The 16,797-nt window shown below is 31.7% G+C and carries 17 protein-coding genes; 12 read left to right on the forward strand and 5 right to left on the reverse strand.

Features of this window, described 5'->3' with window-relative positions; translation table 11 throughout:
* The first annotated feature begins 3 nt into the window (after positions 1-3).
* From CD035_RS03760 to CD035_RS03785, 6 genes are all read left to right on the forward strand, one after another.
* Complete coding sequence (locus CD035_RS03760) at positions 4-1,101, forward strand: ABC transporter ATP-binding protein (protein ID WP_048542244.1); 1,098 nt, start codon at positions 4-6, stop codon at positions 1,099-1,101.
* Complete coding sequence (locus tag CD035_RS03765) at positions 1,094-1,897, forward strand: ABC transporter permease (RefSeq protein WP_088592420.1); 804 nt, start codon at positions 1,094-1,096, stop codon at positions 1,895-1,897. Before CD035_RS03760 ends, CD035_RS03765 begins: the two co-directional genes overlap by 8 nt.
* 1 nt (position 1,898) lies before the next feature.
* On the forward strand, positions 1,899-2,711 hold the full coding sequence (locus CD035_RS03770; RefSeq protein WP_048542248.1) for an ABC transporter permease: 813 nt from the start codon (positions 1,899-1,901) through the stop codon (positions 2,709-2,711).
* The gene (locus CD035_RS03775; protein WP_048542251.1) at positions 2,708-3,781 is read left to right on the forward strand and encodes an ABC transporter substrate-binding protein; all 1,074 of its coding nucleotides are present in this window, start codon (positions 2,708-2,710) and stop codon (positions 3,779-3,781) included. The genes CD035_RS03770 and CD035_RS03775 overlap by 4 nt, the downstream gene beginning before the upstream one ends.
* Positions 3,782-3,859: 78 nt before the next feature.
* Positions 3,860-4,852: a DUF4064 domain-containing protein gene (locus CD035_RS03780; protein WP_080964690.1), complete on the forward strand. Its 993-nt coding sequence runs from the start codon at positions 3,860-3,862 to the stop codon at positions 4,850-4,852.
* A gap of 47 nt (positions 4,853-4,899) precedes the next feature.
* A complete protein-coding gene (locus tag CD035_RS03785) occupies positions 4,900-5,418 on the forward strand; it encodes a DUF4064 domain-containing protein (RefSeq protein ID WP_048542255.1) in 519 nt (172 codons plus the stop codon).
* Positions 5,419-5,474: 56 nt separating this feature from the next.
* Here the strand turns inward: CD035_RS03785 and CD035_RS03790 are convergent, their stop codons facing one another.
* Positions 5,475-6,086 carry a YktB family protein gene (locus CD035_RS03790; protein WP_037587436.1) on the reverse strand — a complete coding sequence of 204 codons (612 nt, stop codon included), beginning with the start codon at positions 6,084-6,086 and terminating at the stop codon, positions 5,475-5,477.
* A 104-nt stretch (positions 6,087-6,190) separates the two neighbouring features.
* On the opposite strand from CD035_RS03790, the gene CD035_RS03795 reads away from it, so the two are divergent.
* Entirely contained in the window at positions 6,191-7,012 is an 822-nt protein-coding gene (locus CD035_RS03795) for an inositol monophosphatase family protein (RefSeq protein ID WP_048542257.1), read from the forward strand.
* Between the two features lie 221 nt (positions 7,013-7,233).
* Here CD035_RS03795 and CD035_RS03800 read toward each other — a convergent pair whose 3' ends face one another.
* Positions 7,234-7,419, reverse strand: a complete 186-nt coding sequence (locus tag CD035_RS03800) for a DUF5325 family protein (RefSeq protein WP_048542258.1) — start codon at positions 7,417-7,419, stop codon at positions 7,234-7,236.
* A gap of 220 nt (positions 7,420-7,639) precedes the next feature.
* Here CD035_RS03800 and typA point away from each other — a divergent pair, with 220 nt between their 5' ends.
* A complete protein-coding gene (gene typA / locus CD035_RS03805; protein WP_048542260.1) occupies positions 7,640-9,487 on the forward strand; it encodes a translational GTPase TypA in 1,848 nt (615 codons plus the stop codon).
* Positions 9,488-9,492: 5 nt separating this feature from the next.
* On the forward strand, positions 9,493-9,831 hold the full coding sequence (locus tag CD035_RS03810) for a YlaH-like family protein (protein WP_037587446.1): 339 nt from the start codon (positions 9,493-9,495) through the stop codon (positions 9,829-9,831).
* Between the two features lie 33 nt (positions 9,832-9,864).
* On the opposite strand, the gene CD035_RS03815 is transcribed toward CD035_RS03810, so the two are convergent.
* On the reverse strand, positions 9,865-10,011 hold the full coding sequence (locus CD035_RS03815) for a DUF2197 domain-containing protein (protein WP_075578086.1): 147 nt from the start codon (positions 10,009-10,011) through the stop codon (positions 9,865-9,867).
* A 5-nt stretch (positions 10,012-10,016) separates the two neighbouring features.
* Entirely contained in the window at positions 10,017-10,499 is a 483-nt protein-coding gene (locus tag CD035_RS03820; protein ID WP_048542262.1) for a hypothetical protein, read from the reverse strand.
* Between the two features lie 141 nt (positions 10,500-10,640).
* Between CD035_RS03820 and CD035_RS03825 the strand changes: the two genes are divergently transcribed.
* The 3 genes from CD035_RS03825 (at position 10,641) to CD035_RS03835 (ending at position 15,765) form a co-directional block, all read left to right on the forward strand.
* Positions 10,641-10,916 (forward strand): Fpa/YlaN family protein, encoded by a 276-nt coding sequence (locus CD035_RS03825; RefSeq protein WP_025904660.1) that lies wholly within the window; start codon positions 10,641-10,643, stop codon positions 10,914-10,916.
* Positions 10,917-10,982: 66 nt separating this feature from the next.
* On the forward strand, positions 10,983-12,182 hold the full coding sequence (locus CD035_RS03830; protein WP_048542264.1) for an FtsW/RodA/SpoVE family cell cycle protein: 1,200 nt from the start codon (positions 10,983-10,985) through the stop codon (positions 12,180-12,182).
* A 136-nt stretch (positions 12,183-12,318) separates the two neighbouring features.
* On the forward strand, positions 12,319-15,765 hold the full coding sequence (locus CD035_RS03835) for a pyruvate carboxylase (RefSeq protein WP_048542268.1): 3,447 nt from the start codon (positions 12,319-12,321) through the stop codon (positions 15,763-15,765).
* Between the two features lie 51 nt (positions 15,766-15,816).
* Here the strand turns inward: CD035_RS03835 and CD035_RS03840 are convergent, their stop codons facing one another.
* The gene (locus CD035_RS03840; RefSeq protein WP_048542269.1) at positions 15,817-16,728 is read right to left on the reverse strand and encodes a COX15/CtaA family protein; all 912 of its coding nucleotides are present in this window, start codon (positions 16,726-16,728) and stop codon (positions 15,817-15,819) included.
* Positions 16,729-16,797: the final 69 nt, after the last annotated feature.

A 16,797-nucleotide genomic window follows, 5' to 3' on the forward strand; every position in this document is an offset into this window, starting at 1 on the left:
GGTATGAAACAACCAATCATAAAGTTCGAAGGCATTTCAAAGAACTTTAACAACACGCAAGTATTAGATGATGTCAGTTTTGAAATTGAAGAAGGTAAATTTTATACATTATTAGGTCCATCAGGATGTGGTAAAACGACAATTTTAAAATTGATAGCAGGATTTGAAATACCAACAAAAGGTAATATTTTGTTTAATAATAAAATTATAAACAAAGTGCCAGCAAATAATAGGAAAGTTAATACAGTGTTCCAAGATTACGCGTTATTTCCTCATTTAAATGTATACGACAATGTAGCATTTGGACTAAAAATAAAAAAGTTAAATAAAAAAGATATTCAAACTAAAGTAAAAGAAGCATTAAAATTAGTGAAGCTTGAAGGATATGAACAACGTAAAATCACTGAAATGAGTGGTGGTCAAAAGCAACGTGTCGCAATTGCTAGAGCAATTGCGAATGAACCTGAAATTATCTTGCTTGATGAGCCATTATCAGCTTTAGACTTAAAGTTAAGAACAGAAATGCAATATGAATTACGTGAATTGCAACAACGATTAGGTATTACGTTTATATTTGTCACACATGACCAAGAAGAAGCATTAGCAATGAGTGATTACATATTTGTTATGAAAGACGGAAAAATTCAACAAAGTGGTACACCTGTAGACATATATGACGAACCGGTCAATAAATTCGTAGCAGATTTCATTGGAGAATCTAATATTGTTACAGGTGTCATGAAACGTGATTATGTTGTTGAAATGTACGGAATTCCTTATGAATGTGTAGATGCTGGATTTGAGAAAGATGCTAAAGTTGACGTAGTGATTCGTCCAGAAGATATCACGATTAAATCGGAGAATGAAGGTCGTATCTCTGCAGTTGTAGATTCTCAATTATTTAGAGGTGTTCATTATGAAATCTGTTGTTATGATGCACAAGGTAATGAATGGATAATCCAAACGACGAAAAAAGCAACAATCGGTGAAACAGTAGGACTTGATTTTGATTCAGAAGCGATTCATATTATGTTGCCAGGTGAAACAGAAGAAGAATTTGATCGTCGAATTGAAAGCTATGAGGATGAGGAACATGCATAAAATAAAATCATTATTACTCGTACCTTACATGATATGGATAGTATTATTTATTATCGTTCCAATTGCTATGATTTTTTATGCATCATTACTTGATATTCATGGGCACTTTTCATTCGAAAATTACCAGAACTTTTTTACAAGTAGTTATTTAGAAATGACTTTAAGTTCAGCTTGGTATGCATTAATTATTACTTTCTTTTGTTTGCTAATCAGTTATCCATTAGCGTTAACACTTAGAAATGCTAAACATAAAGATATATTATTATTACTCGTTATCTTACCTACATGGATTAACTTGTTACTTAAGACGTATGCCTTTATTGGTATCCTCAGTCATGATGGTTTATTAAATAAAATTTTAAGCATATTTCACGTACCATCAACAGAATTATTATTTACAAGTACAGCATTTATCATCGTTTCGGTTTATATTTATATTCCTTTTATGCTGTTACCAATCTTTAATTCAATGGATGAAATACCAGAGAATTTATTACAAGCTTCAAGAGACTTAGGTGCAAATAGTTTTACAACATTTAAAAATGTCATCGTGCCTTTAACATTAGAAGGCGTGAAAACGGGTATCCAAATTACATTTATACCGGCATTATCTTTATTTATGATTACGCGTTTAATCGCAGGTAATAAAGTTGTTAACTTAGGTACAGCTATACAAGAACAGTTTTTAGTTACACAAAATTATGGTATGGGTTCTACGATAGCAGTGTTCTTAATATTAGCTATGGCTCTGATACTCATTATTACGAAATCTAAATCAGAGAATAAGGAGGTATAGTATGAAATTAACAGGAAGACTTTATTTTACACTTATACTTATATTTCTATACTTGCCTATCTTTTTCTTGATATTTTATTCATTTAATGGTGCGGGTAACATGACGCATTTTAAAGGATTTACATTTGATCATTATACATCGGTGTTTCAAAATAAGCGCTTGTTAGTGATTATCGTGAACACCATTGCGATCGCATTGTTGGCAGCAAGTATCTCTACTTTAATCGGCATATGTGGTGCAATAGGTATCTACTACTTAAGAAATAAAAAATTAAAAGTGGGATTACTAACGTTGAATAATATCTTAATGGTAAGTTCTGATGTTGTTATTGGTTCGTCATTTTTACTGTTATTTACAGTTATTGGTCATTATACAGGTATGGGACTCGGTTTCTGGTCAGTATTAATTTCTCATATAGCATTTTGTGTACCAATAGTAGTGCTTTTAGTGCTTCCTAAACTTTATGATATGAATACATCAATGATCGATGCAGCTAAAGATTTAGGTGCAACTTCATGGCAAACACTTATTAAAGTTGTGATACCTCATATTCTACCGGGTGCAATTGGTGGATTCTTTATGGCACTTACGTACTCGTTAGATGACTTTACAGTGAGCTTCTTTGTGACAGGTAGTGGCTTTAGCGTATTATCTGTTGAAGTATATTCTATGGCTAGAAAAGGTATTACGATGGAAATCAATGCGATTTCTACATTGCTATTTGCTTTAGTCATGATACTGATTTTAGGATATTATTTCTTAAAAAGAGGCCAACAAAAAAGACTTGAAAAAAGAGGGGGCATTATAAGATGAAACAATTAATGCAGTTAGTCGGCATTTCAATTGTTGTAGGGGCATTGTTAATGTTATCTACTAAATTAATTGATCCGCCTCCTTCTAAAGGAAAAAAGAATGTCATTTATGTTTATAACTGGGGAGAATATATTGACCCAGATTTGACGAAAAAATTTGAAAAACAAACAGGTATTAAAGTCGTATACGAAACGTTTGATTCCAATGAAGCGATGATGGCTAAAATTAAAAACGGTGGTACAGCATATGATGTTGCTGTGCCGAGTGAGTATACTGTTGAAAAAATGAAAAAAGAAAAGTTATTAATACCGATTGATCATAAAAAAGTACCGAATTTAAAAAATATTGATAAAGATTTTATGAATTTACCATTTGATCCAGGTAATAAATACTCCGTACCTTATTTTTGGGGAACAGTGGGTATTTTGTATAATCCTGAAACAACAAAAGGTATCAATTTTAATACATGGAATAGTCTATGGGATAAACGTCTCAAAGATGATGTATTAATCGTTGATGGTTCAAGAGAAGGTATTGGATTTGCATTAAATAGCATGAATGAAAGTTTAAATGAAACGAATAAGCAAAAACTGAAAAAAGCACAAGATAAATTAATTAAGTTATCACCTAATGTTCGAGGTGTTGTAGGTGATGAAATTAATACAATGATGGTTCAGAACGAATCAGATGTAGCCGTTGTTTGGAGTGGTATGGCAGCTGATATTATGACTGAAAATGATAAATTGGATTTTGTCGTACCTAAAGAAGGTTCAAACTTATGGTTTGATAATATCGTTATACCTAAGACAGCTCAAAATGTTGATGGCGCACATAAATTTATTAACTTCTTATTAGAAGAGAAGAATGGAAAACAAAATGCAGAATGGGTTGGATATGCAACACCAAATAAAGCTTCTTATAATCTTTTAGATAAGAGTGTTAGAGAAGACGAGCGTTTCTACCCTGATTCTTCAGTAAGAAATAAACTTGAAGTTTATGAAGATTTAGGAAAAGAAAATATTGGAGCGTATAATGAAGCCTTTTTAAAATTTAAAATGTCGCTTAATTAGTCAATATAAAGGGTCTTTGTGAGAAACAAAGCCCTTTTTTTGTTATAATTAAAACCAATTCATTATTAGGAGGTAAACATGATGAATTCATATGTAGAACATGTGAGACAACCAGTTGGTAGAGGTGTAGAAAAATTTCTCGGCTGGTTTGCTTGGATTATATTATTGGGCATAACAGCCTTATCTTTATTTGTTGCACTTGTCGTATTAAATAATCCAGAAAATATAAATAGGCTAGAAACTTTAATTAATAGACTAAATATTAATATTACGACTAATGGACAATTAATGTCTGCTAGTGAAGTAGCGCTAAATATTCAAAATGGTATTTGGTTATTTATAATTTACTTGATTATTGTTTTAATATTTTCATTTATTGGTTTAGTTTTAATGAGATGGAGAATATTTTCGGCTTTTGTATTTTTACTATTAGCAATTATTACAATTCCATTATTTATTGTGCTTGTACCATTATTTTTCTTTATTGTATGTATTTTATTATTCGTAAGAAAAGATAAAATATTACCAGTTCAAGGTATGGCACCACAACAACCTTATTATGAAAATCAACGAGAAAATATTCAACCACAGCCAAGAGAACGTCAACGAGTTGAACCTAAAAAGCAATATCGAGAAGAACATGTAGAAGAGTCATCACATGAGAAAGAACGCTCAGCACAAGTTGATTCAGTAGAACAAACTGAAACTGCTCATAGTGAGGAAGTGCTTTCTCGTAGTAAAAAGCATCAAAATAAAAAACAACGAAATCAACAAGAAGAAACAAAGGTTGAAGACTTAGATGATGCAAATCAGTCAGATATTAATCTGCAAGAGGATATTGGTCAAAGACATGAAGATCCATACAATTATGAAACAACACAATCAGATGAGTATCAAGTTCAACCTGATAAACTGAAAAAAGAAAAGAAACCTAAAAAAGTAAAACCTAATGCAACGATTGAAAGAAGAAATAATTACGAAAAAAGAATGCAACAACAGAAAAAATATTTTGAAGAAAAAAATAAGGACGAACAAAATATAGAAAAAAACGATAATAAACTTGATAAATAAAATTTAGATTGAGATAATAATAATTGACAAATTTTAGGAGGGTTAAAATGAAAAGAACAACAGAATATATATTACTTGTTATAGGTGCAGTATTTTCATTAATTGGAATTGTATTGGCATTTATAACGAAATCTGTTTCAAACACTGCTCAATTTAAGATGGAATTTGAGCAACAAATACAAAATAATCCAGAGTTACAAAATGAAATATCTTCGGATCAATTGTCATCTGTTATGAGTAGCTTTACAAATTATGCACTTATCGTTCTAATCATTAGTATTGTATTAGCGATAGTGGCATTAGTATTTGTTAAAAAACAGAGAATGTTATCTGGTATATCAGCTATACTTGGTGGTATTGTTTCAATACTTATCTTTAACATCATTTCATTCCTTGTATTAATTATTGCGGGTATTATGTTATTAGTGAGAAAAGAAAAAAATCATCAATTTGAAGATGTGAATTTCCAAAATGATCATAATCATTTAGACGATAACAATCATCAACAAAATCAGTTTAATTCAGAAGATAAAAAGAAAAAAGATGACGATCCATATATTTATTAATCAATATATAAGTAACAGCCCTTCAGTTCAATACTGAAGGGCTGTTATTTTAAATATTAACTATAAAATTTGATTAATTCATCAAATGTTTCATCTAAAAATGCAGTAAATGATTTATCTGTTTTTAACACATCAGACTTAGGATCTAAAGTACGTGCTACAAAGAACTCAGCTTTTTTAATATCTTTAAGTCTTTTAATATGATGTTTCAAATCTTCTGTAGATAATGAATCAATAGGAGACTTATCAATATTATAATGATCGAAACATAATGAATAATCACTTGGTAAGTCTTCTAATAAGTTAAAGTTTTTATTTAAAAAGTCAGCCATTTGACCTTTGTTTTTATTTTCATGCATGACACCAAACATTATAAATAATTGTGATTCAAATAAGCCAATTTGAAAATGTGGTAACATTTTATATCCACGTTGATTAGTCGCAAAGGCAACCCATGTATCTTTAGGGGGATTAACAGTTCTTCTTGCATGTTTTGCAACATGGTAATGGAATGTATCTCCAGTTTGTTCAGTTAAATATTTTGTATATCTTTCACCTAAAGCATGTAATTGTGGTCTTACTTGTTCGTCTAGTGCTTGCATCCTATTTTCTAAACCTTCAACACTAAAAACTTTAAAATCTTTTTGTTTAAACGTATACTTAGTCATAGTTGTCCTCCTTATAACTGTGGTACTTAACAATATTTTATCATAAATTTTTTTGAATATATAAAGAACAATGCTAATATAAAAATAACATAGGAGGTTTTGTCATGGAAATATACAAATTTGCTTATCAAATAATACAAGAAGCGGGTCAAATTATTCGTGATTCAATAGATGACGATATTCAAATTGAAACAAAGTCAAACCCTAATGATTTAGTGACAAATATAGATAAAGAAACAGAAGAAAGATTATTTAATCAAATTAAATCTACATATCCAGAACATCGCATTTTAGGAGAAGAAGGTCACGGCACGGATATTGATAATACAGAGGGCGTCCTATGGATTGTTGACCCAATAGATGGCACGCTAAACTTTGTACATCAACAAGAAAATTTCGCCATTTCAATCGGTATTTTTATTGATGGTGAAAAATATGCAGGATTTGTATATGATGTGATGAACGATAAAATGTATCACGCCATAGCTGGTAAAGGTGCATGGTTAAATAATGAACAACTTAAACCTTTAGAAGACACTGATTTGAAGACCAGTTTAATTTCAACAAATCCATTATGGTTAACAAAAGAAAAATTAGCTAAAATCTACATGCCAATTGTTGATCAAGCAAGAAGTACAAGAGCATACGGATCAGCAGCATTAGACTTTGCTAACGTTGCAAAAGGCAATACAAGTGCATATTTAACAATGCGATTACATCCATGGGACTTTGCAGGAGGCTTAATAATTGCTGAAGAAGTAGGCGCAGTTGTAACAAACCAATTAGGAGAACACTTAAATATATTAGAAGCGAATTCAATACTAATAGGCAATAAAAAAATTCACCAAGAATTATTGAATGAATACTTCTTACCATACAAGATAATGTTAGAACAAATTCATACAGAAAGATTTAAAGGAAAGTAGAGTGCAAGGCTTAAACAATTATTGTTTAAGCCTTTTTTTATAAAGGCAGAATTCAGAGAAATGTCCGTAAGAGTGGTCTATCTAATTACCACAATTCGAAATAATGAAAGTTAGATCCTAATTAATATCATCAACTTTATACACCTAACCTTAATACAAAAAAGCATATCACGATAACGTTTCGTTAAGTGATATGCTTTTCATTTGATGTCGTATGATGTTTATAGCCAACCGTTTTCACGGTATTTCTTTTTAAGTGTAAAACCAAATCCCATAGTTGCAACGATTAACAATACTGCTAATAACATAAACAACATAGAACCTTCTGCTAATGCAAAGCTAAACACTAAAAGGAGACATGTTACAATTAAAGCAAGTAGTACGAATATTGCTTTAGATTTCTTCATTTATATCCATCCTTTAACCGTTTTCATTATTTTATTATGCTTCACATTTAAAGAAAAATCAACCTGTTGATTAAAACGCTATCAAATAAAAAATATGGAAATTTGAGTAAATCTGTTCAATAATAGTTATTTTTCAAACGATTTATGTTATAATTATCAAGTTATAAATTTAAGTCGAATAAATGTCGATTAATTTAAATCGGAGAGGAAAATTTTTTGCATGACTAATTTAAGAGAAAATGTACGTAACATTGCGATTATTGCCCACGTTGACCACGGAAAAACAACTTTAGTAGATGAATTATTAAAGCAATCTGGTATTTTTCGTGAAAATGAACATATAGCAGAACGTGCGATGGATTCAAACGACCTTGAAAAAGAACGCGGTATTACGATATTAGCTAAAAATACGGCAATTGACTATAAAGATCACCGTATCAATATACTAGATACACCTGGACATGCTGACTTCGGAGGAGAAGTTGAGCGTATTATGAAAATGGTTGATGGTGTTGTATTAGTAGTAGATGCTTATGAAGGAACGATGCCACAAACACGTTTCGTACTTAAAAAAGCATTAGAACAAAATTTAAAACCAGTAGTAGTTGTTAATAAAATAGATAAACCTTCTGCAAGACCAGAACAAGTTGTAGATGAAGTATTAGATTTATTTATTGAATTAGATGCAAATGATGAGCAACTTGAATTCCCAGTTGTATATGCATCTGCATTAAGTGGTACTGCTAGTTTAGAATCTGATAAACAAGACGAAAACATGCAATGTCTATATGAAACAATTTTAGAATATGTACCAGCACCTATTGATAATAGAGATGAGCCATTACAGTTCCAAGTTGCATTATTAGATTATAATGATTATGTTGGACGTATTGGTGTAGGGCGTGTATTCAGAGGGACAATTAAAGTTGGACAACAAGTATCATTAGTTAAGATTGATGGTACCGTTAAAAACTTTAGAGTTACAAAAATCTTTGGTTTCTTTGGTTTAAATCGTATAGAAATTGATGAAGCATACGCTGGTGACCTAATCGCTATTAGTGGTATGGAAGATATTAACGTAGGTGAAACAATTACACCTCAAGATCATGTTGAAGCTTTGCCAATTTTAAGAATTGATGAGCCAACATTAGAAATGACATTCTCAGTTAATAATTCTCCATTCGCTGGTAAAGAAGGTACTTACGTAACAGCTCGTAAGATTGAAGAAAGATTAGAAACACAATTAGAAACGGATGTTTCTTTACGTGTAACACCTACCGATTCACCTGATGCATGGGTTGTAGCAGGACGTGGGGAGTTACATTTATCTATCCTAATTGAAAATATGAGACGTGAAGGTTATGAATTACAAGTTTCTAAACCTCAAGTTATTATCAAAGAAATAGATGGCGTTAAATCAGAGCCTTATGAACGTGTTCAAATTGATGTTCCTGATGAATATACAGGTGCAATTATTGAATCTTTAGGATCACGTAAAGGTGAAATGGTTGATATGCAATCTAACGAAAATGGACAAACTAAATTAATCTTTATCGTTCCAGCTCGTGGATTAATTGGTTACACTACTGAATTCATGTCAATGACTCGCGGTTATGGTATCATTAACCATACATTCGATTCTTACCGTCCAAGAATTAAAGGACGTATTGGTGGAAGAAGAAATGGTGTTCTTGTATCAATCGATAAAGGTGTAGCAAGTACTTATGCTATCTTGAACTTAGAAGATAGAGGTGTAAACTTCATGGAACCAGGTACTGAAGTTTATGAAGGTATGATTGTTGGTGAAAACACTCGTGAAAACGATCTAACAGTTAACATTACAAAAGTTAAAGCAGCTAACAACATCCGTTCAGCTACTAAAGAACAAACAACAACAATGAAAAAACCTAGAATTTTAACTCTTGAAGAAGCGTTAGAATACTTAAATGATGACGAATTAGTTGAAGTAACACCTGAATCAATTCGTTTAAGAAAGAAAATTTTAGATAAAGCAGAAAGAGAAAGAGCTCAGAAGAGACAAAAAATGGCTGAACAAGAAGAGGAGTGATATAGATGCTCTTAGTTGCTAAAAATGTAAGTGTCAATCCAACAGAAAGGCTTTCATTTTTTGGTAAGTTATTTAGAGTAGATGAGAACCCAGAGCTTGGTATGTGGCTTTTATTATTAACGATTTTTGTATTAAGTGCGATTGTTTATAATTTAGGGTTTGCAAGAAAACTAAAGTTTTGGCAAAACATTATTATCTATATATTACTGTTTTTAGGTTGTTTATTATTAACATTTCTAGCGGTATTCTTGCCAGTAGGAGAAAGTTTAATAATTGCAGCAATTGTTTTAGGTCTATATCGTTACAGACTTCATAAAGAACGAAGTAGCGGTAAACAACAATAAAAAAGGCGGCTCATGAGAGCTGCCTTTTTTATTTTATTCTGATTTAGGTTTATCAAGTCTTGCTTTACAATCATCGCACATAAACGTACGGATTGGGTGATTTCTTAATCTTTTTGCTTCTTTAGATTTAGAATCTAAATTAACGACAGAATCACAAATAATGCATTTCACTTTCATAATCATGGTTAAACAACCTCTATGTCAGAAACATAACTGAATTTATTTTGGTAACCATTTTCTTGATCATAAGTAAAAGCGTCGATTTTACCATCTTTATATATCATTTTTCCTTCTTTAGAGAATTGGAAAAATAAATATGGCCATTGTTCAATTGGAATCTCAATTGAATCTTGATCATTTTTTAAGACTACTTTTGTAGCGCTTTCATTTGGTTCTGCATTTTTGATAAAAGGCATCGCATTTATGACATAAGTATCTTTTAAAAATGAACGTCTTTTATAAGTTGTTTCACTATTTAATGTTGGAGGATTTGTAGCCCCTTCAAGGATTGCACGGTTCCATGCAACATTATTTTCAAATTCAATTGGCTTTTCGCCATTAAAGATACCTTGCTCTAAATCTTCAATTTTTACTTTGCGATCATCAAAAATCCATGTTGTTGCATCTAACGTAATATTAAACTTCGTATTTCCTTTAATTTGTATCAATTTTTTCACTCCTATCAATCTCACAATTCAATTTTAACATATTTGTAATTAATAACCTTCTGTTTTCGCTTGCAATTTTCAGATTTGTAGGCTAAAATTTTATAAGTATAGAAACTTAAAAAGATTAAGGGGGAGTATGTCATGCATTACGATTCAGAAATTTGTCAAAGGGCATATGACCAATTATATAACGATTCTGAAAAAATCCTTCAGTTAATAAAGGTACAAATGGACAACTTAACAATGCCACAATGTCCTTTATATGAGGAAGTTTTAGATACGCAAATGTTTGGTCTTCAAAAGGAAGTAGATTTTGCAGTACAAATTGGACTTGTTGATAGAGAAAAGGGTCAGACACTTATGGCAAGTTTAGAAAAGGAACTATCTAAATTGCATGATGCTTTCACAAATGCTTAAATTATACAAAGTCTAGAGAGGAGAAATCTTTCTTTAGACTTATTTTTTTAGAATTGGAATGAGTCGATGGAATATATTAAGAGGTTTTTCCAGTACATTAAGAATTACTCAAAATACATAGATTTTACATTGTTAATTACTTATATCATTTTATCATTCATTGGCTTAGTGATGGTATACAGTGCAAGTATGGTTGCTGCTACAAAAGGTACTTTAACAGGTGGTATTCCAGTATCGGGAACTTACTTTTTTGTGAGGCAGCTACTATATTGTATAGTTGGATTTTTTATTGTATTTTTTATGTCGTATTTTATGCACATCAACATTTTAAAGAATAAAAGAGTACAACAAATTGTCATATTCACAATATTTGGTTTGCTCGTGTTAACGTTACTTGTTGGTACGACGATTAATGGTGCAAAAAGTTGGATTAACTTAGGATTTATGAACTTACAAGCATCGGAAATATTGAAAGTTGCAATGATTTTATACTTATCTTTCATTATTGATAAAAGGCGAAATCGACTTAAACAATTTAAACTTGCACTGATGATGCCTTTATTCTTAATCGGTACTTGTATTGGATTAGTCTTATTACAAAATGATACTGGTCAAGCGTTGATACTATGTATGATCGTATTATGTATATTTGCGTATTCAGGTATTGGTATTAAAGCCATTATAAAATGGTCTGGACCAATATTTGCAGGTGTTGTATTACTGATTATCTTTAGTATAGTGTTTAAAGGAGGCATTCTGTCACAACACCAAGCAGACCGATTTCATGTACTTGAAAATCCTTTCAACTACGAAAGTGGTATTGGATATCACTTAGCTAATTCATTATTAGCAATCGGTAATGGTGGACTCTTTGGTAAAGGGTTAGGTAATGGTATTATGAAATTAGGTTATTTACCTGAGCCGCATACAGACTTTATCTTTGCAGTTATTGCTGAAGAATTAGGCTTAGTTGGCGTGTTATTTATAATAGGATTACTTGGCTTCATTGTATATAAAGGTTTCTTATATGCAGCACTTACGGATTCATATTTCTTTAAATTAGTGTGTGTCGGTATTTCAAGCTATATTGGTATTCAAACTTTTGTCAATTTAGCTGGTATTTCAGGAACAATTCCTTTAACAGGTGTTCCATTGCCGTTTATGACATTTGGAGGATCTTCTATGTTAAGCTTAAGTATCGCGACAGGTATACTATTATTAACGGCTAAACAAATAAGAATTGAGAGTCGTCAAAGCACGAGGTAAATGCATATTTAATCAATCAAATTAATAAATTATATAAAAACTGCGGATTATAGTAGAATATAATCCGCAATTTTTATATAATGGACTAATATATTGTTTTTAGAAAATTCAAATACATTGAGGGGAGCCTCCAAATATGAGCAAAATAAACAAATTATTAGTAGCCAACCGAGGCGAAATTGCAATCAGAATTTTTAGAGCAGCTACAGAGTTAGATATTGAAACGGTAGCAATTTATTCTAATGAAGACTTAGGCGCATTGCATAGATATAAAGCAGATGAGTCTTATTTAGTAGATGAAAACCTTGGACCAACTGAAAGTTATTTAAATATAGAAGCAATTATAAAAGTTGCAAAAAAAGCAGGCGTCGATGCGATTCATCCGGGCTATGGCTTTTTAAGTGAAAATGAAACATTCGCTAAGAGATGTGCTGAAGAAGGCATTAAATTTATCGGACCAGAACTTAAACATTTAGACATGTTTGGGGATAAGGTAAAAGCAAGAGCGACAGCTATAGCTGCAGATGTTCCAGTTATTCCAGGAACTGATGGCGCGGTTGAATCATTTGAGGAAGTAGAAGCATTTACTAAAGAACACGGTTTCCCAGTTATCATCAAAGCTATTTCTGGTGGTGGTGGTAAAGGTATGCGTATTGTAAATAATGCGAGTGAATTAGAAGATGCATATCAAAGAGCTAAATCAGAAGCGGGAAAATCTTTTGGTAATAGTGAAGTTTATGTCGAAAAATACATAGATCAACCAAAACATATTGAAGTTCAAATCATAGGTGATGAGCATGGAAACTTAGTTCATTTATATGAAAGAGATTGCTCAGTACAACGTAGACATCAAAAAGTTGTAGAAGTTGCACCATCTGTTTCATTAGGTGATGAATTAAGACATCGTATTTGTAATGTTGCATTAGACTTAATGAAGAAAATTGGATATGTCAATGCAGGTACGGTTGAGTTCTTAGTATCTGGTGACGAATTCTACTTTATTGAAGTTAATCCACGTGTACAAGTTGAACATACAATTACTGAAATGGTAACAGGTATCGATATTGTTAAGACACAAATTTTAGTTGCAGAAGGTGAATCATTATTTGGTAACAAAATTGAAATGCCTCAACAAGAAGATATTACTACTTTAGGTTTTGCAATTCAAAGTCGTATCACAACTGAAGATCCTTTAAATGACTTCATGCCAGATACAGGTAAAATTATTGCTTACCGTTCAAGTGGTGGCTTTGGTGTAAGACTGGATGCTGGTGATGGATTCGAAGGTGCAGAAATTTCACCTTATTACGATTCATTATTAGTGAAAGTTTCAACACATGCTATGTCATTAAGACAAGCGACTGAAAAAATGCTACGTTCGCTTAAAGAAATGAGAATAAGAGGTATTAAAACTAATATTCCATTCTTGTATAATGTGGTAAATCACGAGAAGTTCGCAAAGGGTACATATACAACTAAATTTTTAGAGAACAACCCAGAGCTTTTTGATATTACACCGACTAGAGATAGAGGTACAAAGACGTTACAATATATCGGGAATATTTCGGTAAATGGATTCCCTGGTGTTGAAAAACGAGAAAAACCACACTTTGAAAAGTTCAAATTAGAAGAAGTATCTAATGAAGAAATTGCATCATTATCAGGTACGAAACAAATTCTAGAACAACATGGACCTGAAGGCGTAAGTAAATGGTTAAAAGAACAAGAAGAAGTACTATTGACGGATACGACGTTTAGAGATGCACATCAATCATTATTAGCTACTCGTATGAGAACATACGACATGTTACAAATCGCACCTGAAACAGCTAAATATTTAAATGACGCATTTTCTTTAGAAATGTGGGGTGGTGCAACATTTGATGTGGCATATAACTTCTTAAAAGAAAATCCATGGGAACGTTTAACACGCTTACGTAAAAAAATTCCAAATGTGTTATTCCAAATGTTATTAAGAGCATCAAATGCAGTTGGATATAAAAACTATCCTGATAATGTGATTGAAAAATTTGTTAAAGAAAGTGCTGAAGCTGGAATCGATGTGTTTAGAATATTCGATTCATTAAACTGGTTAGATCAAATGAAAGTCGCAAATGAAGCGGTACAAAAATCAGGTAAAATCTCTGAAGGTGCAATTTGCTATACAGGCGATATCTTAAATCCTGAAAGATCTAACGTATATACTTTAGAGTATTACATTAATCTAGCTAAAGAATTACAACGTGAAGGTGTACATATTCTTGGCATTAAAGATATGGCTGGTTTGTTAAAACCTAAAGCAGCTTATGAATTAATTAGTGAATTGAAGACACAAATTGATATTCCAATCCATTTACATACTCATGATACGAGTGGTAACGGATTACTTGTTTATCAAAGTGCGATTAGAGCAGGTGTCGATGTGATTGATACTGCAGTAGCAAGTATGAGTGGTACAACATCACAACCTTCAGCTAACTCTTTATACTATGCATTAAGTGGAAATGAAAGAGATGTTAGAACAAATATTGATGGTCTTGAAAGATTATCTCAATATTGGGATACAGTTAGAAACTATTATTCTGATTTTGAAAGTGATATTCGTTCTCCACATACTGAAATTTACCAACATGAGATGCCAGGTGGACAGTATTCTAACTTAGGCCAACAAGCTAAAAGTTTAGGATTAGGTGGAAGGTTTAATGAAGTTAAAGACATGTATAAACGTGTTAACTTATTATTTGGTGATATCGTAAAAGTTACACCTTCTTCTAAAGTAGTTGGGGATATGGCATTATACATGGTTCAAAATGATTTAGATGAAGAAAGTGTCATTAAACGTGGACGTTCACTAGATTTCCCTGAATCAGTTGTCTCATTCTTTAAAGGCGAAATTGGCCAACCAGTAAATGGCTTTAATAAAGAATTACAAAAAGTCATCTTAAAAGGGCAACAACCAATTGAAAAACGACCAGGAGAATTATTAGAGCCTGTTGATTTTGATGCATTGCGTGAAGAACTACAAGCTAAACAACAAGAGGAAGTAACGGAACAAGACTTAATCAGTTATGCCATTTATCCTAAAGTTTACGAACAATATATTAAGACATATGAAAGTTTCGGAAACTTATCATTGTTAGATACACCTACATTCTTATTCGGTATGAAGAAGAATGAAACGGTTGAAATAACAATTGATAAAGGTAAGATCTTAATCGTTAAATTACTTTCTATCGGTCATGTATACGAAGATGGTCATCGTTGGGTTTACTATGAGCTGAATGGTCAGCCTAGAAAAGTATACGTTAAAGATGAGCATGTTAAAGTATCTGAGGCAGTATTACAAAAAGCAGACTTAAGTAATGAATCTCATATTGGTGCTCAAATGCCTGGTACAATTTCAGAAGTGAAAGTGAAACAAGGTGATGAAGTGAAACAAGGTGATGCACTTATCATTACTGAAGCAATGAAAATGGAAACAACAATACAAGCACCATTTGATGGAACGGTAAGCAATATTTACGTTTCAGCTGGTGACAGTATTCAAACACAAGATTTAATTATTACAATCGATAAAGCATAATAAAATAAAAGCCGCTGAAATCATCAAATGATTCCAGCGGCTTTTTGAATGTTAACTTCGATGTTTAGAACGTGATATTAGCATGATGAAGTAACATAACAATCCAAATAACATTGTTATAAATAATGCATGGAAGAGTGCGATAAATAAGTTAACACGTGTAATAACTGATAAAGCACCTGTCGTTACTTGTAAACAAACAAGTATAAAAGCTAATGTCCAACCGTATTTAATTACACGGTATTGTGTATAATTTTTGAATGCATGAATGAAAATATATAATATCCAAATAAATATAATGAATGCTAAAGTTCTATGAGACATTTGAACCCATTCATAAAAGTTTTGAGGTAATCCGACTTCACCGTTTCTACATAATGGCCAACTTAAACATGCTAAACTTGCATCTGCATGTCTTACAAGTGCGCCTGAATAAATCACAAAATATATAAATAATGTAACAGCATAAGTGTGGAACTTTAAGTGTTTATCTATTATTAAGCTTGTAGCTTCGAATTTTTGATCAACTTCATAAATAATTAATGTTAATAATAAAACTGATGCGAAGCTAATGAGTGATATTCCGAAATGTAGAGATAAAATAAAACTATTTTGTTGCCAAATTACAGCTGCTGCACCAATTAAAGCTTGAGCAAAGATAAATGCAATGCTTGTAATACAAAGTGGTTTAACTTCTCTAATATGTCCAAGTTTGACCCAACTTATATAAGTAAGTAGGCAAACAAGAATAAGTGCTAATCCAGATACGCCTCTATGGGCTAATTCTATAATCGTTTCTACTGGCCAATCTGCAGGTATAACAGAGCCATGACATAATGGCCAAGAGTTTCCACAACCATCAGCAGACCCAGTCTTAGTAACTAAAGCGCCACCTAATTGGACAAAGAGCATCACAATTGTCGCTATAGTTGATAGCCATTTTAAAAATTTATCACTAAACAATTCGAACACCTCAAGTAAAATTAAAATTGATATTTATAGTACTATAAAATGAGTTTTATTCTAAAATAA

The sequence above is a fragment of the Mammaliicoccus sciuri genome, from assembly GCF_002901825.1.
Classification (GTDB): domain Bacteria; phylum Bacillota; class Bacilli; order Staphylococcales; family Staphylococcaceae; genus Mammaliicoccus; species Mammaliicoccus sciuri.

Excerpts from the sequence above, each read along its gene's own strand:
- CD035_RS03775 (WP_048542251.1), top strand. The coding sequence starts at position 2,708 with ATGAAACAATTAATGCAGTTAGTCGGCATTTCAATTGTTGTAGGGGCA.
- CD035_RS03810 (WP_037587446.1), top strand. The coding sequence starts at position 9,493 with ATGCTCTTAGTTGCTAAAAATGTAAGTGTCAATCCAACAGAAAGGCTT.
- CD035_RS03780 (WP_080964690.1), top strand. The coding sequence starts at position 3,860 with ATGATGAATTCATATGTAGAACATGTGAGACAACCAGTTGGTAGAGGT.
- CD035_RS03770 (WP_048542248.1), top strand. The coding sequence starts at position 1,899 with ATGAAATTAACAGGAAGACTTTATTTTACACTTATACTTATATTTCTA.
- CD035_RS03825 (WP_025904660.1), top strand. The coding sequence starts at position 10,641 with ATGCATTACGATTCAGAAATTTGTCAAAGGGCATATGACCAATTATAT.
- CD035_RS03830 (WP_048542264.1), top strand. The coding sequence starts at position 10,983 with ATGGAATATATTAAGAGGTTTTTCCAGTACATTAAGAATTACTCAAAA.
- CD035_RS03760 (WP_048542244.1), top strand. The coding sequence starts at position 4 with ATGAAACAACCAATCATAAAGTTCGAAGGCATTTCAAAGAACTTTAAC.
- typA (WP_048542260.1), top strand. The coding sequence starts at position 7,640 with ATGACTAATTTAAGAGAAAATGTACGTAACATTGCGATTATTGCCCAC.
- CD035_RS03765 (WP_088592420.1), top strand. The coding sequence starts at position 1,094 with ATGCATAAAATAAAATCATTATTACTCGTACCTTACATGATATGGATA.
- CD035_RS03800 (WP_048542258.1), bottom strand. The coding sequence starts at position 7,419 with ATGAAGAAATCTAAAGCAATATTCGTACTACTTGCTTTAATTGTAACA.
- CD035_RS03835 (WP_048542268.1), top strand. The coding sequence starts at position 12,319 with ATGAGCAAAATAAACAAATTATTAGTAGCCAACCGAGGCGAAATTGCA.
- CD035_RS03795 (WP_048542257.1), top strand. The coding sequence starts at position 6,191 with ATGGAAATATACAAATTTGCTTATCAAATAATACAAGAAGCGGGTCAA.
- CD035_RS03790 (WP_037587436.1), bottom strand. The coding sequence starts at position 6,086 with ATGACTAAGTATACGTTTAAACAAAAAGATTTTAAAGTTTTTAGTGTT.
- CD035_RS03785 (WP_048542255.1), top strand. The coding sequence starts at position 4,900 with ATGAAAAGAACAACAGAATATATATTACTTGTTATAGGTGCAGTATTT.